The 26300-nt window shown below is 57.2% G+C and carries 27 protein-coding genes; 13 read left to right on the forward strand and 14 right to left on the reverse strand.

Translation table 11 applies throughout. The features are described from left to right. Nucleotides 1-19: 19 nt before the first annotated feature. Nucleotides 20-952, forward strand: coding sequence for a TIGR03943 family putative permease subunit (locus PAE68_RS18540; RefSeq protein WP_281889432.1), 933 nt, complete (start codon nt 20-22; stop codon nt 950-952). Here the strand turns inward: PAE68_RS18540 and PAE68_RS18545 are convergent. Beyond that, nucleotides 949-1467 (reverse strand): hypothetical protein, encoded by a 519-nt coding sequence (locus tag PAE68_RS18545; protein ID WP_281889434.1) that lies wholly within the window; start codon nt 1465-1467, stop codon nt 949-951. The genes PAE68_RS18540 and PAE68_RS18545 overlap by 4 nt on opposite strands. Nucleotides 1468-1575: 108 nt before the next feature. Here PAE68_RS18545 and PAE68_RS18550 point away from each other — a divergent pair, with 108 nt between their 5' ends. Beyond that, entirely contained in the window at nt 1576-1803 is a 228-nt protein-coding gene (locus tag PAE68_RS18550) for an alpha/beta-type small acid-soluble spore protein (protein ID WP_054796343.1), read from the forward strand. 220 nt (nt 1804-2023) lie between these two features. Here the strand turns inward: PAE68_RS18550 and PAE68_RS18555 are convergent, their stop codons facing one another. After that, complete coding sequence (locus PAE68_RS18555) at nt 2024-2404, reverse strand: O-methyltransferase (protein WP_281889437.1); 381 nt, start codon at nt 2402-2404, stop codon at nt 2024-2026. Nucleotides 2405-2790: 386 nt separating this feature from the next. On the opposite strand from PAE68_RS18555, the gene PAE68_RS18560 reads away from it, so the two are divergent. After that, on the forward strand, nt 2791-4050 hold the full coding sequence (locus tag PAE68_RS18560; RefSeq protein ID WP_281889439.1) for a methyl-accepting chemotaxis protein: 1260 nt from the start codon (nt 2791-2793) through the stop codon (nt 4048-4050). Between the two features lie 130 nt (nt 4051-4180). Here the strand turns inward: PAE68_RS18560 and PAE68_RS18565 are convergent, their stop codons facing one another. After that, nucleotides 4181-5971: a M3 family oligoendopeptidase gene (locus tag PAE68_RS18565; RefSeq protein WP_281889441.1), complete on the reverse strand. Its 1791-nt coding sequence runs from the start codon at nt 5969-5971 to the stop codon at nt 4181-4183. Nucleotides 5972-6125: 154 nt separating this feature from the next. Here PAE68_RS18565 and PAE68_RS18570 point away from each other — a divergent pair, with 154 nt between their 5' ends. Both PAE68_RS18570 and PAE68_RS18575 read left to right on the forward strand, forming a co-directional pair. Continuing rightward, complete coding sequence (locus tag PAE68_RS18570; RefSeq protein WP_281889442.1) at nt 6126-6308, forward strand: YycC family protein; 183 nt, start codon at nt 6126-6128, stop codon at nt 6306-6308. A 4-nt stretch (nt 6309-6312) separates the two neighbouring features. Beyond that, entirely contained in the window at nt 6313-6558 is a 246-nt protein-coding gene (locus tag PAE68_RS18575) for a hypothetical protein (protein WP_281889444.1), read from the forward strand. A 175-nt stretch (nt 6559-6733) separates the two neighbouring features. Here PAE68_RS18575 and PAE68_RS18580 read toward each other — a convergent pair whose 3' ends face one another. Continuing rightward, a complete protein-coding gene (locus tag PAE68_RS18580; RefSeq protein ID WP_281889446.1) occupies nt 6734-7444 on the reverse strand; it encodes a DUF2225 domain-containing protein in 711 nt (236 codons plus the stop codon). 82 nt (nt 7445-7526) lie between these two features. After that, nucleotides 7527-7907: a globin domain-containing protein gene (locus tag PAE68_RS18585; RefSeq protein ID WP_281889448.1), complete on the reverse strand. Its 381-nt coding sequence runs from the start codon at nt 7905-7907 to the stop codon at nt 7527-7529. A 560-nt stretch (nt 7908-8467) separates the two neighbouring features. On the opposite strand from PAE68_RS18585, the gene ylbJ reads away from it, so the two are divergent. From ylbJ to PAE68_RS18600, 3 genes are all read left to right on the forward strand, one after another. Then, the gene (gene ylbJ, locus PAE68_RS18590) at nt 8468-9727 is read left to right on the forward strand and encodes a sporulation integral membrane protein YlbJ (protein ID WP_281889449.1); all 1260 of its coding nucleotides are present in this window, start codon (nt 8468-8470) and stop codon (nt 9725-9727) included. Between the two features lie 101 nt (nt 9728-9828). Continuing rightward, nucleotides 9829-12399: an alpha-glucan family phosphorylase gene (gene glgP / locus PAE68_RS18595; protein WP_281889451.1), complete on the forward strand. Its 2571-nt coding sequence runs from the start codon at nt 9829-9831 to the stop codon at nt 12397-12399. A gap of 110 nt (nt 12400-12509) precedes the next feature. Beyond that, entirely contained in the window at nt 12510-13322 is an 813-nt protein-coding gene (locus PAE68_RS18600; RefSeq protein ID WP_281889453.1) for an NAD kinase, read from the forward strand. A gap of 96 nt (nt 13323-13418) precedes the next feature. On the opposite strand, the gene PAE68_RS18605 is transcribed toward PAE68_RS18600, so the two are convergent. Next, the gene (locus PAE68_RS18605) at nt 13419-14663 is read right to left on the reverse strand and encodes a YutD-like domain-containing protein (protein WP_281889456.1); all 1245 of its coding nucleotides are present in this window, start codon (nt 14661-14663) and stop codon (nt 13419-13421) included. A 17-nt stretch (nt 14664-14680) separates the two neighbouring features. Beyond that, nucleotides 14681-15556 (reverse strand): lipoyl synthase, encoded by an 876-nt coding sequence (gene lipA, locus PAE68_RS18610; RefSeq protein WP_281889458.1) that lies wholly within the window; start codon nt 15554-15556, stop codon nt 14681-14683. A 222-nt stretch (nt 15557-15778) separates the two neighbouring features. On the opposite strand from lipA, the gene larB reads away from it, so the two are divergent. Beyond that, nucleotides 15779-16678, forward strand: a complete 900-nt coding sequence (gene larB, locus PAE68_RS18615) for a nickel pincer cofactor biosynthesis protein LarB (protein ID WP_281889460.1) — start codon at nt 15779-15781, stop codon at nt 16676-16678. Beyond that, nucleotides 16675-17760 carry a nickel pincer cofactor biosynthesis protein LarC gene (gene larC, locus PAE68_RS18620; protein WP_281889463.1) on the forward strand — a complete coding sequence of 362 codons (1086 nt, stop codon included), beginning with the start codon at nt 16675-16677 and terminating at the stop codon, nt 17758-17760. The genes larB and larC overlap by 4 nt, the downstream gene beginning before the upstream one ends. Before the next feature lie 155 nt (nt 17761-17915). Here larC and larC2 read toward each other — a convergent pair whose 3' ends face one another. Next, nucleotides 17916-18404, reverse strand: a complete 489-nt coding sequence (gene larC2, locus PAE68_RS18625; protein WP_281889466.1) for a nickel pincer cofactor biosynthesis protein LarC2 — start codon at nt 18402-18404, stop codon at nt 17916-17918. Between the two features lie 169 nt (nt 18405-18573). Between larC2 and PAE68_RS18630 the strand changes: the two genes are divergently transcribed. Further along, the gene (locus PAE68_RS18630; RefSeq protein WP_397379517.1) at nt 18574-19602 is read left to right on the forward strand and encodes a M23 family metallopeptidase; all 1029 of its coding nucleotides are present in this window, start codon (nt 18574-18576) and stop codon (nt 19600-19602) included. A 104-nt stretch (nt 19603-19706) separates the two neighbouring features. Here the strand turns inward: PAE68_RS18630 and PAE68_RS18635 are convergent, their stop codons facing one another. Further along, complete coding sequence (locus tag PAE68_RS18635) at nt 19707-20072, reverse strand: metalloregulator ArsR/SmtB family transcription factor (RefSeq protein WP_281889468.1); 366 nt, start codon at nt 20070-20072, stop codon at nt 19707-19709. On the opposite strand from PAE68_RS18635, the gene PAE68_RS22850 reads away from it, so the two are divergent. Further along, nucleotides 20072-20404 carry a hypothetical protein gene (locus tag PAE68_RS22850; protein WP_397379061.1) on the forward strand — a complete coding sequence of 111 codons (333 nt, stop codon included), beginning with the start codon at nt 20072-20074 and terminating at the stop codon, nt 20402-20404. The genes PAE68_RS18635 and PAE68_RS22850 overlap by 1 nt on opposite strands. 25 nt (nt 20405-20429) lie before the next feature. Here PAE68_RS22850 and PAE68_RS18645 read toward each other — a convergent pair whose 3' ends face one another. Continuing rightward, nucleotides 20430-21794, reverse strand: coding sequence for a DUF445 domain-containing protein (locus PAE68_RS18645; RefSeq protein WP_281889472.1), 1365 nt, complete (start codon nt 21792-21794; stop codon nt 20430-20432). 2 nt (nt 21795-21796) lie between these two features. Here PAE68_RS18645 and PAE68_RS18650 point away from each other — a divergent pair, with 2 nt between their 5' ends. Continuing rightward, on the forward strand, nt 21797-22693 hold the full coding sequence (locus tag PAE68_RS18650) for a hypothetical protein (RefSeq protein WP_281889474.1): 897 nt from the start codon (nt 21797-21799) through the stop codon (nt 22691-22693). Here PAE68_RS18650 and PAE68_RS18655 read toward each other — a convergent pair. From PAE68_RS18655 to PAE68_RS18670, 4 genes are all read right to left on the reverse strand, one after another. Then, the gene (locus PAE68_RS18655; RefSeq protein WP_281889475.1) at nt 22648-22956 is read right to left on the reverse strand and encodes a GIY-YIG nuclease family protein; all 309 of its coding nucleotides are present in this window, start codon (nt 22954-22956) and stop codon (nt 22648-22650) included. The genes PAE68_RS18650 and PAE68_RS18655 overlap by 46 nt on opposite strands. Before the next feature lie 134 nt (nt 22957-23090). Then, nucleotides 23091-23894, reverse strand: coding sequence for an alpha/beta hydrolase (locus tag PAE68_RS18660; RefSeq protein WP_281889477.1), 804 nt, complete (start codon nt 23892-23894; stop codon nt 23091-23093). 115 nt (nt 23895-24009) lie between these two features. Continuing rightward, nucleotides 24010-25275: an MFS transporter gene (locus tag PAE68_RS18665; RefSeq protein WP_281889479.1), complete on the reverse strand. Its 1266-nt coding sequence runs from the start codon at nt 25273-25275 to the stop codon at nt 24010-24012. A 251-nt stretch (nt 25276-25526) separates the two neighbouring features. Further along, the gene (locus tag PAE68_RS18670) at nt 25527-26243 is read right to left on the reverse strand and encodes a HoxN/HupN/NixA family nickel/cobalt transporter (RefSeq protein ID WP_281889481.1); all 717 of its coding nucleotides are present in this window, start codon (nt 26241-26243) and stop codon (nt 25527-25529) included. Nucleotides 26244-26300: the final 57 nt, after the last annotated feature.

A 26300-nucleotide genomic window follows, 5' to 3' on the forward strand; every position in this document is an offset into this window, starting at 1 on the left:
GAAGAGGTGAGCTTAACCTATGAATCCGCGTATCATCAGCTTCCACCATGCGCTTAAGGCAATCATTCTGCTCGGCTTCGCCGGCTATATCGCCCACTTGGTGCAGACCGACCTTATACTGCTATATATCGCGCCCAAGATGGTAGATTATGTGAAATGGTCAGCCGTGGCGCTGTACGCTGTCTCGGTGCATCAAGGGTATCGCGCATACAAGGCTTGGCGAACACCGCCTTCCGATTGCGGCTGCGGTCATGATCATACGCCATCCCGATCGTTGCTTAAGAATACGGTCGTATACGGCCTGTTCATTTTACCGCTCTTGATGGGCTTCCTGTTGCCCGACACGTCGCTCAGCAGCAGCCTCGCGGCGAAGAAGGGGATGAACCTGAGCAGCGCCAGCTCCGTGAAGAAGGAGTCGAGCGCAGCGACGAGCAGCTCTCAGACGACACCTGCGGCACCTGTGCCCGAGCAGGGAACGACTGAAGGCAACGCGCAGACGTCCGCAGCAGACGAGCTGTTCCCGTCTGACAAGTTTACGAAGCAATATGCCGATCACGCGAAGAAGCTGTACCGCGAGGATGTCATCCGGGTACCTGAGGAGTTTTACATCGAGACGTTAACGTCCGTGGATCTGTATCTAGACCGCTTCGTTGGCAAAAAGCTGGAGCTGACCGGCTTCGTATATCGTCAAGAGGACATGAAGGACAATCAGTTCGTCGTCGGCCGCTTCTCGATTCAATGCTGCTCGGCAGATGCCGCCCCTTACGGCATACTTGCCGAGTATGACCGTGCCAAGACGCTGGCTGACGACAGCTGGGTGACAGTGACGGGCACCATCGAGAAGACGACGTTCAACGAAGTGGAGATTATGGTGCTGAAGATTGAGAAAATCGCAAAGGCGGAGCCAGCCGCAACTCCGTATGTATATCCGAACATGAATTTCGGTGCCTAGTCAGCTGATGGCTCCTCAGCGCCTAGAGTTGCCTCATCCATTCGCTCGAGCAGTCGCTGTACGGTCTTCACCGTATCGGCGTACAGCGGCCGATAATCGAGTCCCTCTACAAATTGCAGGAACGTTGCACCAATTACTCTTACTTGTGCGGTATACGCTTGCTTGTCCACCTCGTACACTGCGACCGGTCTTGGCTCCTGATCTTGGCGCTCCTCGACCTCGACCAGCTCAAGCTTGGCCTGCGAGATTGGCTTGACGATGAATGAGAATGCACGGCATTCCGGGTCACCGCAGCCGCAGCAGAAGAACGGAACGCGCTCCCAAGCCTCGATTCCAGCCCATCGATTCGGCGCAACCTCCTCCAGCGTGCTCAGCAGCAGTGCCGGCAAGCCAACGTCTACACACAACGGCTCGTCAACGACGACTTCCCCGTCAATGACGAGCAAGGCATCCGCATGAACAATCTGAAGGTCTGCATCGAACGACCAATTGCGATAAGTAAGCTCTAATGACATTTTCCCTGCCTCCTCTCCCTCTATGCGATGTGGACATAATTACCAACCCTAATCTGCGTAATCATTTGAACGATGGTACATACTACCTACAGAACGGAGGTGATTAAGATGGGCGCAGGACAATCCCGCAGCAGCAACGCTTTAGTCGTTCCACAGGCCTCCCAGGCTCTGGACCAGTTGAAGTATGAGGTTGCTCAAGAGCTGGGCATCCAAATTCCTCAGGACGGTTACTATGGCTTCATGGCAACTCGTGACACTGGGGCAATTGGTGGCCACATCACACGTCGTCTGGTTCAAATCGCCGAGCAGCAGCTTGCAGGCAAGTTCACAAGATAATGAAGCCTCACGAATACTTTGTGAGCGGTCCTTCGCAGGGCCGCTTTTTCCTGTACTGCCGTACTGCTCTGTACAGACGGCTTGAACCACTAGGCTATATCCTATCATTATATACGATATCAACTCCGCGCAAAACCGTTTGCTCGCGAAGAACAGGCCCCCGGAGAAGCCGGAGACCTGTTACGAATGGTATAATATTAAATAATGCCCTGCCTTGCCACTACTCAAATCTCGATGCTTTCGACTTGTCGACTATGCTTGCCATGTTGTAGTTAGACTCGAACGTCACACTCGTGCATAGCTGGTTTTGCCTCATGGCGAACTCGAACTGAATTTCTCCATGCGACCACTTCTTCAGCTTCAACGATTCAAGCGCCATGCGAGTCATCGAAAGCTGATGGCTTTCGGTTAAGCCGCTCTCCGTCCGTCTGAGCTCCGTCCCGCGGCCCTCAATCGGAAAATGACGAATACCGAACTTGCCAATCACATTGTTGCGAATCTGAATAAACACCGTACCTGAAGTCAAATGCGCCAGCTCTTCCTTAAGCTCACGAAACGCAAGCTCCAACTGTCTTGCCAATGGCAATTGCTCCAAGATCAAAACCGATACCACCTTTCACTTTGAAGATATGTTATTATATGTATCAACAAGATGCAATCCGATTATATGACAAAATGTGTAAATGATCAACAAAAAATTCACTAATTTATAGTAAATTTATCTTATTATCGCCTCATATCCCCCTCTGTAAGGTAGACCAAAACTTACATCAGGTGGTATAATTACCTAAACCATGAACCATGACCAAGGTCTAACCGCCTATTACTGAACCAACAGTTCCTGCTCTTAATCGGGACCTGTTAGGGAAGCTCCACAAGCTCGCATAGTCGAATGTAGAGCCTTGCTTCGCCCGTTCGTCTAGCCGCGAAGGTGCCGTACTAGCGGAATGGTTGGTTTCTAATTTTTTAGTTGAAGGAGTTGTTTGGATGAACTTTTGGTCCGGTCTATCGTTCAAGGCGAAGCTTCAGCTGGGCTGCTATACGATCGTAGCCTTGTACAGTATTGCAGCCTTAATTGTGCTGCTGCAATCCTCGATTAACGCAGCTGCAGGCATTACCGTGCTCGTGCTGCTCGCAGGTCTTAGCTATCCTTTCGTACGATTTCTTGAGAGAGCGCTTACAGAGCCGATTAGCGATATATCTCGAGCGGCGATGAACATCGCCAAGGGCGATTTTACGACGAGAATTGAGCTGCAATCTGATGATGCTCTGGGCGAGCTTGCCACCTCCTTCAATCGGATGACCGACAAGCTGCGCGACATTCTACAGGAAACAGGTAAGGCAACACGTCACGTCTCTGATTCGAGTCGCGACATCTTCTCGCGCAACGAGAGGATGAAGACAGTACTGGAGGAGGCTGCTGTTGCGGCGAACGAGCTTGCAGCGGGCGCTCAGCAAATATCGGAAGAAATCTGCACCGCCTCGAGCGCGACGAAGGATATCGAGCTGAAGGTATCGAGCTATACTGCCTCGTCCCGTGAGATGAACGATCGATCCGATCAGATGCTCCAGCTCATTCACAAGGGCATACATACAGTCGAGACGCAGAGCGACGGTGTACGCAAAAATGTAGAAGCAACCGCCAACGTATCGAGTACGATCCACTCGCTCGCCGAGCTGACCAAGGGGATCTCCAACATGACGCACTCCATCTCGGAAATTGCCGAGCAGACAAACCTGCTGTCTCTGAACGCCTCCATCGAGGCCGCTCGCGCAGGTGAGCACGGTAAAGGCTTCGCCGTCGTCGCCCAAGAGGTGCGCAAGCTTGCCGAGCAATCGACAACGTCGACCAAGGAAGTATTCGCTCTTGTCCGCAGCATCGAGCAAGGCATCAAGGAAGCACTCGCCTCCATGAGCGAGAACGAGCGTGTCGTTCAGGAGCAGACGCAGCTCATCTCCGAGACCGAAGCCGTATTCGCCGATATTGTGAACAGCGTTACCTTCATCACAGAGCAGATCGCAACGTTCGCCAAGGAAAGCGAGCAGATGCTCGGCAGCGCAGAGCACATCTCCGCCACAATGGAAAATATATCGGCCATCACGCAGCAATCTGCGGCAGGAACCGAGCAAGTATCCGCCTCCATGCAGGAGCAGATCGCGGCGGTGCAGGCGATCGTCGCTCAATCCGAGCAGATGACGAAGCTGGTCACCCAGCTGCAGCATACGATCAACGTATTCAAGGTATAGGCCCAACGCGCTAGACTGAGGCTGAACAACAAAAAAAGGCTGTCTGCACCTTCGCGCCTCAAGGCACGTAAGTGACGGACAGCCTTATTCATTTATATGCTATGCTTCATAACAGCTCTCGTCCGTCCTATTACTCCGTCAGCTGCAAAAACTGCTCCACATCCTCAATCGACAGGTCCAGCGCCTGCTGCCAAAACTGCGGCTGACGAAGATCGACGCCCAGATGCTTCAGCGCAAGCTCCTCCACCGTCATCCGCCCCGTATCACGCAATAGCGCCACATACTGCTCCTCGAACGCCTCGCCGCGGCGCAGCGCCTCGGCATATAGCCCTGTCGAGAACATGTATCCGAACGTGTATGGGAAATTATAGAACGGTACCTCGGTAATATAGAAATGCAGCTTCGACGCCCAAAAATGAGGATGGTACTCATCCAGACTGCCGCAGAACGCCTCGCGCTGCGCCTCGGTCATCAGCTCGTTCAGACGCTCAACGGACACAAGACCGTTCCGCCGCTCCTCGTAAAACCGCGTCTCGAACAAAAACCGGGCGTGGATGTTCATATAGAACGCGACAGAGCGCTGAATCTTATCCTCTAGCAGCGTCAATCGTTCCTGCTCGCTCGCAGCTGCCTTCACGGCTGCATCCGCGACGATCATCTCCGCGAACGTAGAAGCCGTCTCCGCCACATTCATCGCGTACTCTTGCGCCAATGCAGGCAAGTCGTTCATCACGTGCTGATGGTAGCCGTGTCCAAGCTCATGGGCGAGCGTCGCTACGTTGGAGGCGGTGCCCGCATACGTCATGAAGATGCGTGTCTCCTCGGCAACCGGGAACGACGTGCAGAAGCCGCCCGGACGCTTGCCCGCCCGATCCTCGGCTTCAATCCAGCCGTTCTCGAATGCCTCCTCGGCGAATTGAGCCATCCGCGGACTGAACCGCCGGAATTGCTCGACGATGAGCTTCGCCCCTTCGTCATAGGTGAACGTCTGGACGCCTTCCCCTACCGGCGCCTCCACGTCGTACCAGCTCAGCTGCTCCAGACCCAACAGACGCGCCTTCCGCTCCATATACCGAAGGAAGACGTCCTTCCCGCCCTCGATGACGCGCCACATCGTATCCAGCGTCTCTCTAGACATCCGGTTGATCGACAGCGGCTCCTTCAATATGTCGTCCCAGCCCCGACGCTCGTACAGCTTCAGCCGGAAGCCGCCCAGATGATTCAGCGCATCTGCACAATAATCGGCATGCTCCGACCACTCCTTCTCCCACTGGTGAAAAATACGCTGCCTCACCGTCCGGTCGGAGCTGTGCATCCGGTTCGCCGCCTGACCAGCCGATAGCTGTACCGTCTCCCCATTCTCCTCGATCGCCACTCGGAACTTGCTGACCGTCGTATTGTACAGCTCTCCCCAGCCGTGATACCCGTCTACGGCCAGCTCATTGATCAGCGCCTCCTGCTCCGGAGGCAGCTTATCCGCTGCGAGCAGTCTCCGCTCCTCCAGCGGGTACGTAACGTCAGCAAGCTCCGGCAGTGCCAGCAGCGCCTGCCACGCTTCATCGCTCAGCTTCGTCAATCTATCATCGAAGGTCGTCAGCACGGTCGCGTAGGCGGCTCCAATCGATTTCACCTTGCCCGATAATACAATCGCCGCCTTGTCGCTCTGATTCTCCGCAGCAAGACAAGCGGTGAACGAATCGGCCTCTCTCAAGGCGAGCGCGCATTGCTGGAGCAGCTCGATGATCGGCAGCAGGCTTACGGACTCCGCGGCAGTCGTAGGCGGCTGCAGACTCGCAAGCTGCCCCTCCAGCATGGCTAATTTTCCTTCCAGCTCCCGCAAATACTGGGCGAACGACGCGGAGCCGCTCCCCCCTTCAAAGAAACGATCCACATTCCACGTTTGAGGCAAAGGGTGCTTCATCTTCGCTTCACCATACCTTTCTTCGTCAGCTATGTACATTCGTAGTCTCATTAAACCATAATTGGGCACCATTCCCCAACTTTACGGTTGCTCTCCTTCCTATCCATATGCTTTAATGAAGAGCATAATCGCAACCGAATCGGAGGGATTACAGGTGAGACCATTACAAATATCGCCGGAAACAGCCCAGAAGCTGGCCAAGCAGCTCAACGTACCACTGGAGCATCTGCTTCACATGCCGCAGCACATCTTACTCCAGAAGCTGGCAGAGCTCGCCAAGACCGAAGCAGCCACTGAAGCCGACAAGGCAGACACCGCGGCACCGAGCAAGGAGTAAGTCAATGATTCCATTCGAGAATACGATGACGTATGACCGCGTCGGCAGCGACATATTCGCTTCCAGCTGTCCGTTCTGCGACAAGTCGCACGTGCTGCTGCCGCTGAAGCCGAAGGAGCTCGAAGCGCTTGGCGAGGGCGTGAAGAAGCTGCTCGTCTTCCCTTGCTGCCACAATAGGGTGACACTCGTCGATGCAGACCGCGATTATTTGCTAGCCAACAAGCCGCTGAGAAGAAGTCACAAGTCGTAAGCTGCTCCGATGGGCTGAACAGCACAAATAACGCATGAAGCAGCGATCAAGCCGCTTCATGCGTTACATTCGATCATGGCTGCGCTACGCCCGATCGGCCTATGCACCTATAGGCTAGCGGGGTGACACAGGACGACGGGCAGTGTGTCGTGTCTTCGTTCTGTTCCCTACGCCACTACGTCTGTCCCGGCGTCTCTTCCTCGGTCACGAGCTCCAGCTTCTTCTCCGCCATCTCCTCACGCAGATGCTGCCATTGCTCCCGGCATGCCCGAATCATACCCGCATCCATAATTCGCTTATCGTTAATGACGCGCGTGAACCACTTGACGGCTTCCTTGTACTGCTCCAGCCGACGGTGAAGCTCTCCCATCATATACATCAGCCGCGCATTGCTCGTCTCTGAAGCCTCCCGCTCGAACGAACGCAAATATTCATCCAGCGCATATTGCAAAAACCGCTTCTCCTGCACCGTATCGCCCTTATACCGGTACAGCCAAGCGATGTGATGCAGCAGCCCGGCCAGCACGCGCGGATCGTCATCGACCGTCTGAGCGCACACGAGCGCAAGCTTGAATACATGCAGCGCATCGTCCCATGTCCGTTCGACGCCGTAATCCTTCGTGTACACGAAGCGGTCGCCGAGCTTCCGGCGATACGTCTGCTTGTTCGCTTCGGTCAGCCTGCTCTTCGAATTCTCCGTGCTGGCGAAGCCGCAGGCCGGACATAGACGAACGACGTAGTAATTCGGATTAATATCTTTATAATGCATGCAGAAGTCCGTGTCCGACTTGATCGTCTTCTTGAAGCTTGGTCGCACCCGCGATGATACGAACTCATATTCACACTGTGGACACTCTACCTTCGCCTGAAACAGCGGTTCCACCATAGCTGTACACATCCTTTTCCAGTAACACCGAGCGTACCGTGAATGATCTAACCTGAAATTGCCGCGCTAGCCGTATAATAGTCTAACTATTAATAAAATGATAAGCCGGCCCTCGAAGCCGGTCCAGCGCCGCCAGCCGAACCGCCCCAGGCATCCCGACCTCCTCCATCGCTTCCTGCATGCAAGCGAGCCACGCCTCAGCGCGTGCTTCTGTCACCGGGAATGCCAAGTGGCGCGCCCGCATCATCGGATGTCCATATTGCTCCGAATATAACGCCGGTCCACCGAAAAATTGACTCAGAAACATGTACTGCTTATCGATGACGGGGCGTATATCTTGTGGAAAAAGCGGCCCTAGCAGCGGATGAGCCTGCACCCTTGGGTAGAACGCCTCAACTAGACGGCGAATACCTGCTTCCTCCCCCAGCGCTTGATAAAAGGTAATCGGCTCCTTCTCTTCCATTGAACGACCTCCTCTCCCTGCTGTCTATTATCGGCCCATCCATGTTCATTTATCAAGATGTATGTGAGCTATTTCGACAAAATATAACGAAAAAAGATGCTGGACGACGTTCGCCAGCATCTTACGAATAAAATGAGCCGGGCAAGCATGTCTATGCTGCTCGTCTGCAATGAAAAATAATAGTGGAGTCAACTAGACGTCTTCCTCACCAGAGGTCATCAACGTTTCCCTTATGACATATACGAACGCACATACGAGAATACCAGCAATAACACCCATCATAAGGATCACCCCTGTTCTCATATTGAACGCCTGTGAAGCAACGAAGCAAGACGCTGTAGGCTCTTGCGGTATTGCCTTCGGCTCCGCACTATTGCTGTTGATTCGAGCATCACATGAATAGTGGGTTAGTTCTATTGTAGCATAAAAAAATGAAACATCCAGTGGTTTTGTAAGCCCTACCAAAATTTTTAGACTCATTCCCGCGATTTCCAAAGCATGTCTTCGGGATGGACCACATATACAAGAATGACAAGCTTTTTGGGAAAGGATGTGAGCCGATGCGCATGAATCCCGCCCTGCCGCTGGCTGCGCTGACTGCCGCTTTGCTCGCCGGCTTGATGCTGGTGTTCCCTCAGCCCTCGCTTGAAGCCGCGGTCAAAGGCATTGCCATCTGGTGGGATGTGCTGTTTCCTGCGCTGTTTCCGTTCTTCGTCATATCGGAAATGATGCTCGGCATCGGTATCGTTCACTTCTTCGGAACATTGCTCGACCCAATGATGCGCCCGCTGTTCCGCGTGCCCGGCATCGGCGGCTTCGTCATGGCGATGGGCTTCGCCTCCGGCTATCCGATCGGGGCCCGCCTCACCTCTCAGCTGTGGGATCAGCGCCTAGTGACTCGCGAGGAGGGGGAGCGTCTAGTCGCCTTCACCACGAGCTCCGACCCGATCTTCCTGATCGGTGCGGTGTCGGTCGGCTTCTTCCATGATGTGCAGCTGGCGGTAGTGCTCGCCACGGCACATTACGGGTCGGCCATATTGCTCGGTCTCTTGATGCGATTCCATGGCGGCAAGCATGCAGCTAGCACGCAATACCAGCAGAAGGCCCTCAGCACGAGGGCTACTGCCATCGATCAGAAGCCGATCTGGCAGCGGGCATTCGAAGCGATGCATGAAGCGCGGCTCAAGGACGGACGCACGCTCGGCGTCATGCTGACACAGGCGCTCTCCTCGGCGCTCCAGCTCGTATTCGTTATTGGCGGACTCGTCGTCTTCTTCTCGGTCGTCATGGAGATCATGTCATCATCAGGCGTCATGGCCATCTTCTATGCAGCTGTACAGACGATGCTGCAGACAGTCGGAATACCGCCTGGGCTGTCTGAGGCTGTCGTCAACGGCTTCTTCGAGGTGACACTCGGCGCGAAGGCTGCAGGCAGTGCAGCAGGACTTCCGCTTGTGTATAAAGCAGCAATCGCCGCATGGGTGCTGTCGTGGGCAGGCTTATCGGTGCATGCGCAAATTGTTAGCGTGCTGCACAGCACCCCGCTCCGCTACGGCCCATTCCTCGCAGCGAGAATCATTCACGGGCTGCTTGCTGCGGTGCTCGTGCTTGTACTGTGGGAGCCGCTGGCCCACACGGCGGCCAGACTGGAGCCGCTCGCCACGCTAGCCCGCATCGATATGACAGAATCGGCAGAGACGTGGCTGCGCTTCACCTGGCCCAGCATCGGCTGGACCTTCAGCGTCTGCCTTGCCGTCATGCTGGCGATTTCCAGCTGCATCTTGTTCATACGCGCATGTATGAACCGCCTCCGAACATAGGATACTAGCTGGGTATACAACAGGGTGAGCCCTTGACGCTCGAACGAAGACAGTCATTTTGTAATGGATGGAAGATGAAAATTCATGAGTAGAGGTGACCTATGCACACGACATTCCCTGTCAAGTCGATCCCGCTGCCGAACGCAATCTCCCGATTATCCGATATCGCCATCAACCTATGGTTCAGCTGGAACGACAGCGCCAAGTCGCTGTTCGCGAGCATTGACGAGCCGCTGTGGCATCAGGTGCAGCACAATCCGGTCCGATTATTAATGGAGACGAAGCAGGAGACGCTTACCCGCCTCGCAGAGGACGGCGGCTTCCTTCGCCGCTACCAACAAGTCGTGCAGCAATATGACAGCTACATGCAGGGTGAAACGTGGTTCAAGCGTAACTACCCGCAGCATGGTCATCAAGCGATCGCTTACTTCTCCGCCGAATTCGGCTTTCACGAATCGCTGCCGATCTACTCGGGCGGCCTTGGCATCCTTGCCGGTGATCATTGCAAGTCCGCCAGCGATCTAGGCATACCGCTCGTCGGAGTCGGTCTCATGTACCGTAAGGGCTATTTTAAGCAAAAAATCGACACTCACGGCAATCAGATTACCGAGAACGTCGCCTACGACTTCAATAAGCTGCCCATCACTCCGGTGCTCGTGCCGTCCGACACTACGGGTGATCATGGCCAGCCGTCCTTCGAGGAGCTGTACATTACGGTTCCGGTTGCCGATCGTACGGTGCGCCTGAAGGTATGGCTCGTTCAGGTCGGCCGTAACCCGGTCTACTTGCTGGATGCAGACCTCCAGGACAACAGCCCTTGGGATCGACAGCTGACCGAGCAGCTGTACGGCGGTACGCAAGACGTAAGAATTGCGCAGGAAATATTGCTGGGCATGGGCGGACTTCGCGCACTGCGAGCACTCGGCATACCGACCGGAGCCTTCCATATTAACGAAGGACACGCGGCCTTCCTCTCGTTCGAGCGACTGCGCGAGCAGCTCGATCAAGGGGTGCCGTTCCACGTCGCACTGGAGATCGTACGGGCCAGCACCGTATTCACGACGCATACGCCGGTGCCTGCCGGACATGACGCTTTTCCGATGCCGATGTATGAGTACTACTTCAGCCAATTTTTCAACACGTACGGGGCTCATAAGGATGCGATGACGAGTCTTGGCTATGATGAGAAGAAGCAGCTGTTCAATATGACGCATCTGGCGCTCCATACGGCGGCACTGCGCAACGGTGTGAGCAAGCTGCACGGTCACGTCTCGCGAGATATGTTCCGAGAGCTGCATGGACATATCGATGTGAAGGAGGTACCGATTGAGCACATTACGAACGGTGTCCATATGAGCACGTGGCTCGCGGCCGAGCTGAAGGAGCTGTTCAGCCGCTTCATGCCTGGCTACTGGCTCGAGCAGCAGACGAACCGCGATCTATGGCACTCCGTGACTACCATTCCGGATGCTTCGCTGTGGGGCACGCATGAGGCGCTGAAGGAGAAGCTGATCCGTGAAGCGCGCGCGAACCTGCGTGAGCAGCGCCGACGCAACGGAATGTCTGCTGATCGCATCGACGAGGTGAAGCATTATTTATCGAAGGATGCGCTGACGATCGGCTTCGCCCGCCGGTTCGCGACGTATAAGCGTGCGACGCTGCTGTTCAACAATCTGGACCGTCTGGACCGAATCGTCAACAACCCGGAGCGTCCTGTTCAGTTCATCTTCGCAGGCAAGGCGCATCCGGCCGACATGCCGGGACAGGATATGATTCGACACATTCATCATGTGTCCCAGATGGACCGATTCCGCGGTAAAATTGTCATGCTCGAAAACTACGACATGGATATCGCCCGTGCCTTGGTGCAAGGCGTAGATGTGTGGATGAACAATCCGCGCAGACCGTACGAGGCGAGCGGAACGAGCGGTCAGAAGGCGGCGATGAACGGCGTCATCAACTTCAGCGTGCTCGACGGCTGGTGGGAGGAAGGGTACGACGGCACGAACGGCTGGAGCATTCTTGCCAATCCGGACGGAGACGACTCCGCGCAGGATCAGGAAAATACGGAATCGATCTACCATGTGCTGGAGCACGAGATTGTCCCTCTCTATTATGATCGGCACAACGGCATTCCGAGCCGCTGGGTGGAAAAGATGAAGCGGTCCATCGAGACGCTCGCTCCGGTATACAATACGGACCGCATGGTCATGGATTACACGAACGGCACGTATATTCCGACGCTGTCCCGCATTCAGCGGCTAGTCGCCGACCAGTATGCAGAAGCAACGCGGGTCGCCGACTTCAAGCAGTTCATCCGCAGCAACTGGCATCAGGTGCGTGTGCTGGAGGTGAACGACGGACTGTCCAATGGCAAGCCGAACGCTCGTCCGATGGATATGATGAAGGAAGTGACCGCAACGATCTCGTTCGGCCCGGTCTGGCACCGCGATGCGGCTGTCGACTTGATCTATTACGAGGAAAGACCGGAGGGCTGGGAACAGGTGACCGTTCCGATGGAGCCAGCCAGACAGCTCAGCGAAGGAACGTTCCTCTATCGCGCGCAGATTCCGGCTCATCTCCGTCATGGCGCCCACTTCTCCGTGCGTGTCCATCCGATCAGCGATAGCTTCGCACATCGATTCGAGCTGCCTTTGATCAAGCGTTTCTAAATAACGATCGACGAGCTGCCGTCCCCTTCGGGGGGCGGCATTGTTTTATGCTCCCAGATTGATTATGATGAATAATAATGTATGCGAATGAGCTTGAGGAGGACAACCCGTTGAACTATAATGTGGTGAACCGCGGAGACGAAGTATCGATTCAGCTGATGAATACGTTTCACGATTTAATCCAACGGCAAGGTCTGACGCTGGAGGAGAACAATCCGGACATCGTATTGTCGATCGGCGGAGACGGCACGATGCTGCATGCCTTCCATAGGTACAAGGAGCAGCTCGATCATATCGCATTCGTTGGGATACATACGGGGCGACTGGGCTTTTTTGCGGATTGGAAGCCGGATGAGGTGGAGCTGCTGGCAGAGCTGATGGGCGAGAGCGCCCGACAGAACGACTTGCGGATCGTCAAGTATCCGTTGGTCGAGATTCAGATTATGACGCCGCATGGCATTGAGACGCAGCTGGCGCTGAATGAATTCACGCTGAAGGGTGCGGACGCCACACTCGTGGCAGAGCTGCATATCAATGACGAGCTGCTGGAGACGTTCCGCGGCGACGGCATCTGCATCTCGACTCCGTCAGGCAGCACAGCGTACAACAAGAGTCTCGGAGGCGCTATCGTTCACCCTTCTCTCGATGCGATCCAGATCGCAGAGATTGCTTCCATTAACAACCGCGTATATCGGACGCTCGGCTCGCCCATCCTACTTCCGAAGCACCATCATTGCGACATCTATCCTCGGGCGGGACAGAACATTGTGCTCACCCTTGACCATATTTGCCTGCAGCGCAGCGACATCGTCTCGATTCGAAGCATGACCGCCGCCGGGAAAAAAGTAAAGTTCGCCCGCTTCCGGCCGTTCCCGTTCTGGAGCCGCGTACGCGAAGCCTTCATCGGCTACGAAAGACTGTAGCGGCGAACGACGACAAAGACCCTTTCCTCTCACCATACTCTGTTAGACGACAGAGCCAATTGGAGGAAAGGGTCTTTATTATGGATGATGAGTCGGCTACGCCTCGACACGAGAAGATTCCGAGCCTCTCGGCTTCGAGTTGCCGCGCCCTTGCTGCTGGCCTTGACCGCCACTCTTCGGCGGACGGGACTGACCGCTGTGCGGACGGCCGCCTTGCTCGCCGCGCGGTCCGCGGTCGTGCCGTTCGCCCCGCTCGTGCGGCTGGCGGTCCTGACCTTCGCCGCGGTCGTGGCGGCCTTGACGCTCGCCGCGAGGATGCTGCTGGCGGTCTTGACCTTCGCCGCGGTCGTGGCGGCCCTGACGCTCGCCGCAGCGATCGTGCGGCTGGCGGTCCTGACCTTCGCCGCGGTCGTGGCGGCCCTGACGCTCGCCGCCGCGATCGTGCGGCTGGCGGTCCTGACCTTCACCGCGGTCGTGGCGGCCCTGACGCTCGCCGCCGCGATCGTGCGGCTGGCGGTCCTGACCTTCGCCGCGGTCGTGGCGGCCCTGACGCTCGCCGCCGCGATCTTGACGCCCTTGACGCTCACCCCGATCGTTACGGCCCTGACGGTCACCGCGGTCATGCCGCTCCTGACCTTCGCCCCGCTCTTGACGCTCATTGCGGTCTGGACGCCCTTGGCCTTGGCGCTGCTCGCCGCGTTCCTGGCGATCATTTCTCCCTGAGCCTTGCTGCTGGTAGCCGCCGCCTTGCCTGGATGAGCCTTGCTTGCCGTCCTTGGACTTATTGTAATAGCCGCCGCCCTGCTGCTTGCCGCCTTGATATGGCTGGTGCTGCCGCCCCGTCGACGACTCCTGCTGTCCACGGCCTTGCGGACGTCCACCCCCGCTCTGCGAGCCGCGCGACGATTCCTGTCCTCTTGCCTCTGCCGCAGATAGAAGTGCTGCTTCACGGGCAGCCAAGTAATCCTTACGCTCCTGTGCCCGGTACTCGCGCACACCGCCTGACTTCTCATACTCCTCTTCGGCCAGCTTCCCCTCGTCTACGCCTTCCGCCGGCGGAAGCTCACGGGTTGCCACCTTCTCGAGTATGAAGTAGGCACAGCCGAAATTGCAATATTCGTTCAAGTAATCCTGAATGGTCGAGATAATCGAATCCTTACTCGCCTTCGGATGGTTGTCCTTGAAGAAGCCTCTCAGACGCAGCTGGTTGTAGCCCCAATCTCCGACGATATAGTCGTATCGATCGAGCACCTCACTGTAACGCTCACGGAAGGCGTCCGGCTTCCAGCCGTTCCGATGGTCGGCCAACACCTCGTACGATTTGTTCGCTAAATGAATCACGTTAAGCGCCTCCTTCATTACGACTGCTGCGCTGATTGTACCTGCGTCTCCGCATGGTAGGAGCTTCGCACAAGCGGACCGGATTCGACGTGGCTGAAGCCACGCTTCAGTCCCTCTTCCTTCAGCTCCGCGAATTGCTCAGGTGTATAATAAGCGGATACTGGCAAATGCTGAGGTGTCGGCTGCAAATATTGACCGATCGTCATGATGCTGCAGTCGATCGCACGCAGATCGTCCATCGTCGTCAAAATTTCGTCCCACGTTTCCCCGACGCCGAGCATAATGCTCGACTTCGTCGGAATGCTCGGCGCAATACGCTTGGAGCGCTCCAGCAGCTCTAACGAGCGGCGGTACTTGGCCTTCGCCCTAACCTTGTCCGACAAGCGCTCAACCGTCTCCAGGTTATGATTCAAGATGTGCGGCTTCGCCTCCAGCACGATCCGCAGCGACTCCTCATCCCCTTGGAAATCCGGGATCAGCACCTCGACGCCGGAGAGCGGCAGCCGCTGCTTAATCGCCGTAATCGTCGCCGCGAAGATCGACGCCCCACCGTCCGCAAGATCGTCCCTTGCCACCGACGTGACAACGACGTGACGCAGACCCATCTGCTCGGCAGCCTCGGCTACGCGCTCAGGCTCCTGCAGATCAAGCTCCGTCGGCAAGCCTGACTTCACTGCACAGAAGCGGCAGGCCCGAGTGCAAATGTCGCCCAGTATCATAAAAGTAGCTGTACGGTTTGTCCAGCATTCGTGAATGTTCGGACATTTCGCTTCCTCGCATACCGTATGGAGCGACTTGCCGCGCATCATATTTTTCAGTTCTTTATAAGAATCGCCGTCAGCCAGCTTGATCTTAAGCCACTCTGGCTTACGCGTTATCGTAGAAGACTTCATCTGTATCCCTGCTTTCCTGCGAGTATCCGCACCAATTGCTGTATTGTGCTATTATAGCACAATACACACGCATGACACACCGCTCAATTTCACTTGACAGCAAAATATGCTAAACTATCTTGTACATTGCAACGTACCATTCCACACTGAGCATTCGTCGATTGAAGGTGCCGTGCAAGCGGCGCAATGGTCCAATCGTTAAATATGGAGGGAATTGTTCGAATGATGAATATGGAGCACATCCTGAAGCTCGTCCAATCCGGCGATGTGGACGTTAGTGAAGCGAAGCGTCTACTAGAAGAGGCAGCCGAAGCGGCGCAGCAGCAGCCGGACCTAGCGGAGAAGGCCGTCATCGCAGAGACGGTGATGAATACAGGGCAGCCATCGGCTGCCATCGTGCCTCAACAAGCAGCTCTGAACGTCTCCGGGATCGACGACACGCTCGGGTACGCCCAGCTGGACGTGAACCGCAGCGCGCGTACCGGCTTCCCTGAGGTCATATTCGGCGAAGGGAAGACGGCCGAGCAGATCGCCGCCATCATGGAGCGGCTCGCTCTGCATAACGACAGCGTCCTCGCGACGCGTGTCAGTCCCGAGAAGGCCGTAGTCGTCATGGAGCGCTGGCCGGGCGCGATCTACCGCGAAGACGCGCGCGCGCTTCTGTGGAGCCGTAGCGGCCTCCCGTCAACGCCAGCTGATCCAGCGGCGCCGTTCATCGCCGTCGTCTGCGCAGGCACGTCGGACGTGCCAGTCGCCGAGGAGGCGGCCGTGACAGCGGAGCACTTCGGCGCGCGCGTCGAGCGCATCTACGATGTCGGCGTGGCCGGCATCCATCGGCTGTTCCGCAGGCTGCCGCTGATCCAGCAGGCCGACTGTGTCGTCGTATGCGCAGGCATGGAAGGCGCGCTCGCCAGCGTGCTCGGCGGTCTCGTCTCCGTGCCGGTATACGCAGTACCGACCAGCATCGGCTACGGCGCGAGCTTCCAGGGTGTTGCCGCTCTGCTGGCTATGCTGAATGCGTGCGCTCCTGGCATCTCGGTCGTCAATATCGACAACGGCTTCGGCGCGGGCTATAACGCCGCCCTGGTGCTCAAATCAAGAACGAAGAGGGATGAGTCATGAAGATCTTATATCTGGACTGCTTCTCCGGCATCAGTGGAGATATGACGCTCGCTGCACTTGTTGACGCGGGCGCTGACCGCGATTATATCGAGGAGGAGCTGCGCAAGCTGCAAGCCGAGCCATTCAGCTTGCAGTGGAAGCGCGTCAATAAGCGCGGCATCTCCTCGCTGAAGGTGGACGTGGTGACAGACCCGGATTCGCCGCCACGTCATCACCGTCACTACTCGGAGATCGTTAAGATGATTGAGCAGGCAGGCTACTCGCAGCAGGTCGTCAAGCTCGCGTTGAGCATCTTCGAGAAGATCGCCGTCGCCGAGGCCAAAATTCACGATGTGCCGATTGAACGCGTTCACTTCCACGAGGTAGGCGCGATCGACTCGATCGCCGATGCCGTCGGCGTCGCGCTCGCCGTCGATTATCTCGGTATAGAGAAAGTGATCTCGACCGCCGTCCCTCTAGGCTCCGGCACCGTCCACTGCGATCACGGCATCTATCCGGTGCCCGCTCCGGCAACGCTGGAGATGATGCGCGGTCTGCCGATTGCCCAGACGCCTTACACGCTCGAGATGACGACGCCGACCGGTGCTGGCATTATTGCCGGACTCGTGGACCAGTTCGCCAAGGGACTGCCGCCGATGATCTTGGAAGCGATCGGCTACGGCGCAGGCACGAGAGACTTGCCTAACCAGCCGAACGTGCTGCGCGTCATTGTGGGCAAGGCCGACCCTTACTTGAACCTGTATCACGTCCATCATGAGCATGCGCATCATGAGCACGGTCACCACCATCACCATCACGATGAGCACCATCATCATAACGATCACGATCATGGCGAGCATCACCATCATCATGAACACCATCATCATGATGAACACCATCATCACGATGAGCACCACCATCACGATCACGATCATGCACATCCGCATGAGCAATCTGAGCATAAGCATGAGTCTACGAAGGCGCGTCAGCTCAAGACTCAAGTAGAATCGCTTGAGGAGCACGACGAGGTGCAGCCTCATCTGCATGACGAGCTCGAGGACGAGCGAGGCTCAAGCGCTAGCAGTCACGACCATCGCCACTAGTCCACAGCCTTCTCGCTTCGATAAGATAAGCTCTATCCTGAAATAGCAGGTTCCAATGACGCCTTACACAAGTCTCATGCAACTCAAAAACAGCCATGCTCTCGATTCGCGTCGAGGCATGGCTGTTTTATTGTAAGATCACCATCATCTATCATCTATGAGCTGGATGTCATCTGCAGAAACAGTCGGCGCACCTCGTCATACACGTCCTTCAGTGGTACCTGATGCTCACGCGCGACTTGCTCGCAATGCTTGAATTCCGGCGCGAACTGCACCATTTGACCATTATGGAAGCCCGCCTTCACTTGAATCGGTCCCCAGCCTGTCTCCACCGTTACGAACTCCCGTCCTAGCCGGTGACAGCTTGCCCGCATGTAGCGCAGACCAATGGTCGTCGTCTCGGTGAACATAATACGCTCCATGTCAGGCGCCTTCGCTTCATCCACCAGCACGTTCAGCATGAGGCCGGGCCGCCCCTTCTTCATAATGATCGGAACCCAGAACACATCGTTCGCCCCCGCCTCAAGCAGCAGCTCCGTCACATAGGGCGTCCACTCCGGGTTCATATCGTCGATATTAGCCTGCAGCAGAAGCATGCCGTCATCCACATGCTCGGATCGATGATTAAAGTTACCTACACCCATCGCTCTCCCTCCTTCCTGCATCATAGCAAACTTCCTTCGGAATAAAAAGGCAGACCAACGAACAACCTATCCCTATATGATCAAGCAGCCTTATTGCGAACGGGAGGTAGCGGATTTGAGGACATGCAGCAACACCACGAAGATCGCGACAGCATCGCGGCGCTTATCCATATGGATATGCTCGACGCTGATCGCAGGTACACTTTCCGCTGCCGTCGGACTCCCGGCAGGCTCCGCCTACGCTGCAGCTCCTGCCAAGACGGAAGCGAAGAACGTTGTGAGCCATGTATATGCCGAGCGCAAAAGCATGTTCGAGCAAGTCGGCACGCTGACCAGCATCCCTTGGACTGTGCTCGCTGCCATCGACCAGTACGAGCGTACGATTCAGCTAACGAAGAAGCGCAAGACATCGGACCCGAATCGATTAATCGCTATCGATTTCAGCGAAGGGGATTGGGCCGGTAAGCTGAATCCAGACCAAGCAGATACGAACAGAACGAGCATCGCCTTCTTCGGCGGCCTCGGCCAAGACGGTGACGGCGACGGTCAGGCAAGCCGAAGCAGCGATCTGGACCGGCTCTACGCGATGGCTGCTCTTCTGCTCAAGCGCGGCTCCGCGGAGGAGGATCTTCGAACCGGGCTGTGGGAGCATTACCGAAGCTCACGAAGCGTCGAGCGCATCAGCCAATTCGCGCGCATGTACCAAACGTTCGATACGCTCGAGCTGCATGAGCATCGCTTCGTCATGCCGCTAGGCGCCGACTATTCGTACCGCAGCACATGGGGAGCGAGCCGCGGCTGGGGCGGTGCCCGCATACACGAGGGGACGGACATCTTCGCCCGGCACGGCGTCCCTGTCCGCAGCGCGACCTACGGCATCGTCGAGGTGATGGGCTGGAACATGTATGGAGGCTGGCGCATCGGGATTCGTGACTTGAACAACGTCTACCATTATTACGCCCACCTGTCCGGCTTTAACAAGAAGGATGTGCAGCAGGGCAGCATCGTCACCCCCGGCCAAGTCGTCGGCTGGGTCGGCAGCTCCGGCTACGGCAAGCCCGGTACGTCGGGCAAGTTCCCGCCGCATCTGCACTACGGCATGTACCGTGATAACGGCTCGATGGACTGGTCCTTCGATCCGTACCCGCATCTGCGCAAGTGGGAGCGCGAGGAGCGTCTGCGCCGCCAGAAGAAATAAGCTGCTAACCACTGATGCTTACGGCCAAACAAGACCGGCAATGCTGCCGGTCTATCTGTGTAGGTCTTTGTAGGGCCGCAAGGGAAGACATGGAGCTGTATGGACTACTCATGCTTGATATGCTGCAGCATTTGTGTAAATAGTTGTTCAATATGCTCATCGTCGAGCGAATAGTACACCGTCTTGCCTACCTTTCGCCTCTTGACGATTCTTAAATTACGCAAGTAACGAAGCTGATGCGATACGGCAGATTGCCCCATCTCCAGCACCAGCGTCAAGTCATGCACGCACAGCTCCTGCTGTAGCAGCGTATGTATGAGCTTGACCCGCGTCGGGTCTCCCAGCGCCTTGAATATTTCGGCAAGGCCCGCTGCCGTCGGCTCGGAGATCAGACTCCTCTTCAGCTCGTCGATTGAGCTCGTTCCGCTGCAGACGTCCTCGCACTGCTCGTTCGATTCGAAGTTGTTCAATGGTACAGCACGTCCTCTACTTCATCTTTTCAACCTATTATAGCAGAAAAAGCTGCGCTGACACGCGAACGAATTATCGATGCCTTCGATGCTCCGAGGCCGAAGGGCATCGATGCAGCGATAAGCTAACACTCAGGCTCGTCCGTGAAAAAATAAAACAAATCCAAGCCGCAGTCAGCGCCGACGAGCTGGCCGGCCAAGCCGGCATGAGCCATTCGACGGTAAGACGCTACTTGGAGTACATGGTCTCGATCCAGGAGGTCGAGGTCGATATTATATACGGCACGGTCGGCCGTCCCGAGCGGAAGTACAAATGGCACCGCCGCGCGTAACAGCGCGGCGGCCTGTGCCGATCCACTATACGAACATATGAAACGCGGCAAATAGCAGGCCGATCAAGAAGCCGCAGATCGCCCCGTTCACGCGAATCCACTGCAGATCTTGACCGATCCGATCCTCCATCAACGAGATGAGCGTCTGATCGTCGAACTTGTTCACGTTCTCCTCGATCAAGCGACCGATCAGATGATGGTTTTCCCCCACCCAATTGGTAAGCCCGTTGCGAATGAAGCTCTCCAGACTATCCATCGCCTGCTGATCGGCCTTCAGCTTGCCGAGCGCCTGACTCAGAAACGGAAGCATGTAGTCATCGGCGAAGCGCTCCTCACGAATGAAGCCAAGCAGGCGGCTACGTATATCGCTGAGCACCTGTGAAGCCTTCTCCGTCACATCAAGCCGATCCAGCAGATCGTGCTTCCAGTCTTCCAGCGCCTGACGCTGCTCTTGCGTCGTACCGAACGCCAGTACGTACTTGCGCAGCTCCTGCACGACCCAGCGACGGTTCGTGTCCTGCTCGCTCTTGAGTCTGGATAGCTCCCGGAGCAGCTGCTCCTGAATGATGCTGCCAAGCTTCTCTTCGCTTAAGAAGCCGGCGAGTGCGTTCATCGCGAACGACATGAAGCCGCCTACGTTCAGCTGTGATACGGCGTGCATCGCCATCGCGCCAAGTCGATCGCGCGTGTCAACGCGGCTTACGAGCTCGTAAGCGATGTCGAGCAGCCCGTTCAGCGCCTTCTCATCGTACTGGCGGTCTACCGCGTAGCGCACGCCCTGCTGCACGACCGCAGGCACGTCCACCTTGGCTGCCTGACGCTTCAGCTCCCGGTCGGCTAGGCGTGCCGCCTCGTCCCAAGGAATGTGGTCCAGCGCAGTCTCAAGCACTCGAACGAGCGCGGATTTCGCTTGCGGTGTGCGCAGATTCGACTCGATCAGATCGAGTAGGCGCGATGCGATACTGAGCGAGCCGAGCTTGCTCATGAGACTCTCCTTGCTGAGCAGCTCATTTTCAATCGTAGAGATGAGCGCCTTCGTCACGCGGTCGCGGTTTTTCGGCAATAATGCCGTATGCGGGATCGGTATGCCAAGCGGATGACGGAACAGCGCCGTCACCGCGAACCAGTCGGCCAGACCGCCGACGAGCCCCGCCTCGAAGCCGCTCTGCAGGAAGCGCACCCAAGGCACCTCCGCCGCCCACGGTATAGTCAGGACGAAGCCTGCGAACATCACAATCAACGACGTTGCCGCCGTATATTTCGCCTTCCCCTTCATGCTACTCTCTCCTTGTGCTACTGTAATTCGAACGTCTATGACGCCGGACGAAGCGACCTCTTGGAGCCGCCTCGTACTCGGTGAATTTTCGACAATGCGTCTGATGTTCATCATACTTGGAGCGACTCGTATTTTCAAGCGAGTCAGCGGCGGCGGGCGCACTGACGCTCATAGCGCACGCTTTGTGCGCTAAGCCCCGCGGCGGCGGGCTCCGCGTAGGCACGCTGCCGCCCATAGCGCACGCTTCGTGCGCTATGCCTCGCGGCGGCGGGCTCCGCACAGGCGCGCTGCTGCTCTTAGCGCACGCTTCGTGCGCTAAGTCTTGCGGCGGCGAGCGCCTTGCGGGCGCGATGCCGCCCTTAGCGCACGTTTCGTGCGCTAAGCCTTGCGGCGGCGGGCTCCGCACAGGCGCGCTGCCGCTCTTAGCGCACGCTTCGTGCGCTATGCCTCGCGGCGGCAGGCTCCGCGCAGGCGCGCTGCCGCTCTTAGCGCACGTTTCGTGCGCTAAGCCTTGCGGCGGCGGGCTCCGCACAGGCGCGCTGCCGCTCTTAGCGCACGCTTCGTGCGCTATGCCTCGCGGCGGCAGGCTCCGCGCAGGCGCGCTGCCGCTCTTAGCGCACGCTTCGTGCGCTATGCCTCGCGGCGGCGGGCGCCTTGCGGGCACGATGCCGCCCTTAGCGCACGCTTCGTGCGCTATGCCTCGCGGCGGCAGGCTCCGCGCAGGCGCGCTGCTGCTCTTAGCGCACGCTTCGTGCGCTAAGTCTTGCGGCGGCGGGCGCCGCGCGGGCGCGCTGACGCTCTTAGCGCACGGTTCGTGCGCTATGGGCTCGCGACGCCGCCGTCCTCGCACACGGCCCCTCACCTCTGGCGCACCGCTCACAGCGAGTGCACCGGCCTTTTTCACTAGCTCCAGCCATCACCGCGTAAAAAAGGCCAGCCGCTCCTACGCGACTGACCACTCTACGTTCTACTCCGTCTCCTTCTCCGCAAGCACCATCCATACATTAATGTGAATGGAGCGCACGCGTTCATCCTCCTGCACCGCGCCGATGTACAACCGAAGCTCCTCCGTGGCGCTAGTAATATGACGCTCAACCTGCTCGACCTGCTCCTCCGAGCGATTCGTGCGCCGCACCCAAACCGGGAAGTCGAACGGTTTCTTCCGTACACGGCTGTTACGTACCGCAAATCCCGACTCCATCAGCCAGTCCGACCATTCGCTGATCGTATGGCACCGCCCGTGGCTCTCGTCGCGCAGCTTCTCCAGCGTGTTCACGAAGGTGTCGATGTGGATGCGTTATGTTCAGTTATGTTGGCTTTCGTTGGGACACGCTCGGTTACGAATCGGTTACGATCGAAGACGTATAATCTCGGTGGTTACGATAAGCTGCGGCAAGCCATTTCATCGCATTAGAAGCCCCGGATGCGCAGCCATCGCTCGCACGCCTCAGTCCAAGGAGCGGCATACGGATGCTCCTCGGCGAGCCCGAGCCCGTGGCGACCGCTCTCGTAGCTGTGCAGCTCGAACGGGACGCGCTCGCGGCGCAGAGCTGCCGCATACAGCAGCGCGTTCTCGACCGGCACTACCTCGTCGTCAGACGTGTACCAGAGGAAGACAGGCGGTGTATCCGGTCTCACGTGCCGCTCGAGACTCATGCTGTGTGCCTGCTCCTCACTAGACTCTTCGCCGAGCAGATGACGTCGGGAGCCCTGATGCCCGAATGGCTCCGTCAGCGTAATGACCGGATAGCACAAGATCGTCACGTCTGGCCTCGAGCTGCAGCGCTCGATCGGATCCTCTGCCTCTGGCGCTCCCTCATCGAAGAATACGCCGGTCGACCCCGCCACATGTCCCCCAGCTGAGAAGCCGAGAATGCCAATGCGACTCGGGTCTATCCCCCAAGCTTCCGCATTCGCCCGCACGATGCGAACCGCCCGCTGCGCGTCGGATAACGGCGCCGGGTGCTTCGACGGGGCGACCCGGTAATCGAGCACGAACGCCGAGATTCCGATCCGGTTCAGCCACTGCGCGATCGGCTCTCCCTCATGCTGCGCGCACCGCGCATAGCCTCCGCCCGGACAGACGATGACGGCTGGCCGCGGTCCTTTTGCAGCGATCGTGTCCAGTAAGTAGGGCGTAAGTCGTGGACACTCCTCGTCTACACCTTCCTGTGCGCCAGGCATCGCGCCCGGCCATAGTTCTATCGCTTCCATCTTCTAGATCCTCTCCTTCATAAGGAATGTATGTACGGTCTTGCTCTCCTTATTGAAGGTTCGGCTCGAAATGTGTAATCCCTGCTGGGAGTGATGTATTCGACAATTTTTTCTTTTAGCCGCCCACCTTCACTCCCCTCTTCAGCCCCGAAGACACTACCAAATAATACACCGCAATAAACCCAAGCAGCACCGCGCTCGACAATATCGCCCCGCGAGGGCCGAACTGATCGGCGAGCCAGCCGCCTGCGATCGGGCCGAGCATGATGCCGACACCTTCGATGCTCGAGAGCAGTCCCCAGCCCATTCCCTTCTGCTCCTCGGGCACGTAGGCGGCGAGCACCGCATTCCATGCAGGCAACACAGCCGCATAGGCAAGACCGAGCACGGCAGCTGTGAGCACTGCAGGCCACAAGCTTCGGACGAGCGTCAGCGTATATAGCATCACCGCAAACACGGAGAAGCCGATAATGACGAACCACCGCTTCTCCTTGCTGTCGATCCATCGTCCCATCGGTATAAGCCCCCCGACCGTGAACAGCCCGGCTGCGACGAGAAGCAGCGAATATTGCGAGTACGTCAATCCAAGACTCGACGTCGCGAAGCTTGGCAGCACTGGCACCAGCATGCCCGCCGCCATCGTCTGCAGCACCATCGCAGGCAGCAGCACTCGCATCGACCGCAGCCGGTCGGCCAGCAGGCGTAGCTGCTCGCCGAGACCGAGCGTAGAAGAAGCTCCAGCATGTGTAGCTCGACTCAGCTGCTGCACCTGTTGATGTCCCTGAGCATGATGCCCACTCTCCATAAACAGAGAAACGATCAGCGCAGCCCCCCACAATCCGAGCATCAGCCAATACGCGAAGAAGTAGCTCTGGTCCAGTATGAAGTTGACCACGATCGGTCCAGCGCCAAGTCCCGCGAGCCAGCACGTGTACAGCACGCCCATGTGGGTTCCGCGATTGCGCGAATCGGCCCTGCTTAAGCCACTAAGCCATATCGGCGAGATGCCTATGCCGAACAGCGCAGCTGCCACTGCGAGCAGCCAGAGCGAGGAGGCGGTCTGCACGAGCAGCAGGCCGACGAGCGAGACGCCAAGACCGATCGGAGCGATAAGCCGCAGCGAGAATCGATCCAGCATGTAGCCGGCGAAGCTTTTGACCAGTGTGTCGGACACATAATGGACAGAGACCGCTACCCCGATCGCGGCCGTCGTCAGGCCGAGGTGCTGCAGCCCATAGGCGGGCAAGAACGAGATCAGGAACGCGCCACGAACGAATTCGATCAGGAAGAGCGCAACTGCATACGTGCGCATCGGGAAGCTCGGCTTCTGGACACTGGAGTCCCGGGTATGTTCAACAAGCTTGTGCTTCTTCGTTGTCATTCTTCACCACCTGCTGACTTGTAGCATTGTACCTATAGTGTTCGCAGGCAGCTTCTTCCTTATCCGAGCAGCACCTCCATCCATCCGCCCTAATGGAAAAAGCCGCCCAAACAGGCGGCCTCCCCCTCACATCTATTCCATTGTAAGCTCCAGCTCTACTGACAACCGTGCAGTCCATGTACCTCATGTAGCTCATGTAGCTCATGTAACCCGTGCAGCCCGGAGTGCCCCACTTCACGAATCTGCAGCGATCACTGCAGCCACAGCTTGAACAGCCCCTCGGTCACGCCGAGGTTATACATATAATACACGCCGAACAAGGCGCTGACCGCGCCCGTCACCTGCGTGAGCGCCCGATTCAGAACGCGCTTGCCTGTGCTGAGCACGAATGGGATGCCGATCACCGTCGTGAAGAACAGCATACCTGCAACTGTCCCCGCTCCGAACACCGCAATGTAGAGAGCAGCCTCCCACGCGGTGCTAACCGTACTCATCGTCAGCAGCACCATCGCGCCGCTGCCGGCCAGACCGTGAATGAAGCCGATCAGCATCGACTTGCCGTAGGAGCTGTGACGATGCGGCGTATGCGCATGCTCCCCATTGTACACATGTGCATGCACATGATGGTGGGCTTCCACCTCATCATGCTTATGATTGTGAACGTGAACATTGCGGAACGAGCGAATGGCCGCCACACCGAGATAGACCAACATAATGCCGACGAGGAATTCGAACGACATTGCCCATTTCTCCGGGATCTCGACCTTAAGCAAAATGAGCAATACGCCTGTTAAGAACAACGTCAGCGTGTGACCGATGCCCCAGTATACGCCTGCAAGCGACGAGCGCGACAGTCGACGGCTCTCGCTGGCAATCGTCGAGACGGCAATCACATGATCGGGCTCGATCGCATGCTTGATCCCGAGTATGAATCCGAACGATAAGATGGATAATAATGACAGATCCATGACAACCCCCATAAGTATGTAATACGCACATTATACATCGAACTATGTCATCTGTCC

Source organism: Paenibacillus sp. YYML68 (genome assembly GCF_027923405.1).
GTDB lineage: Bacteria > Bacillota > Bacilli > Paenibacillales > NBRC-103111 > Paenibacillus_G.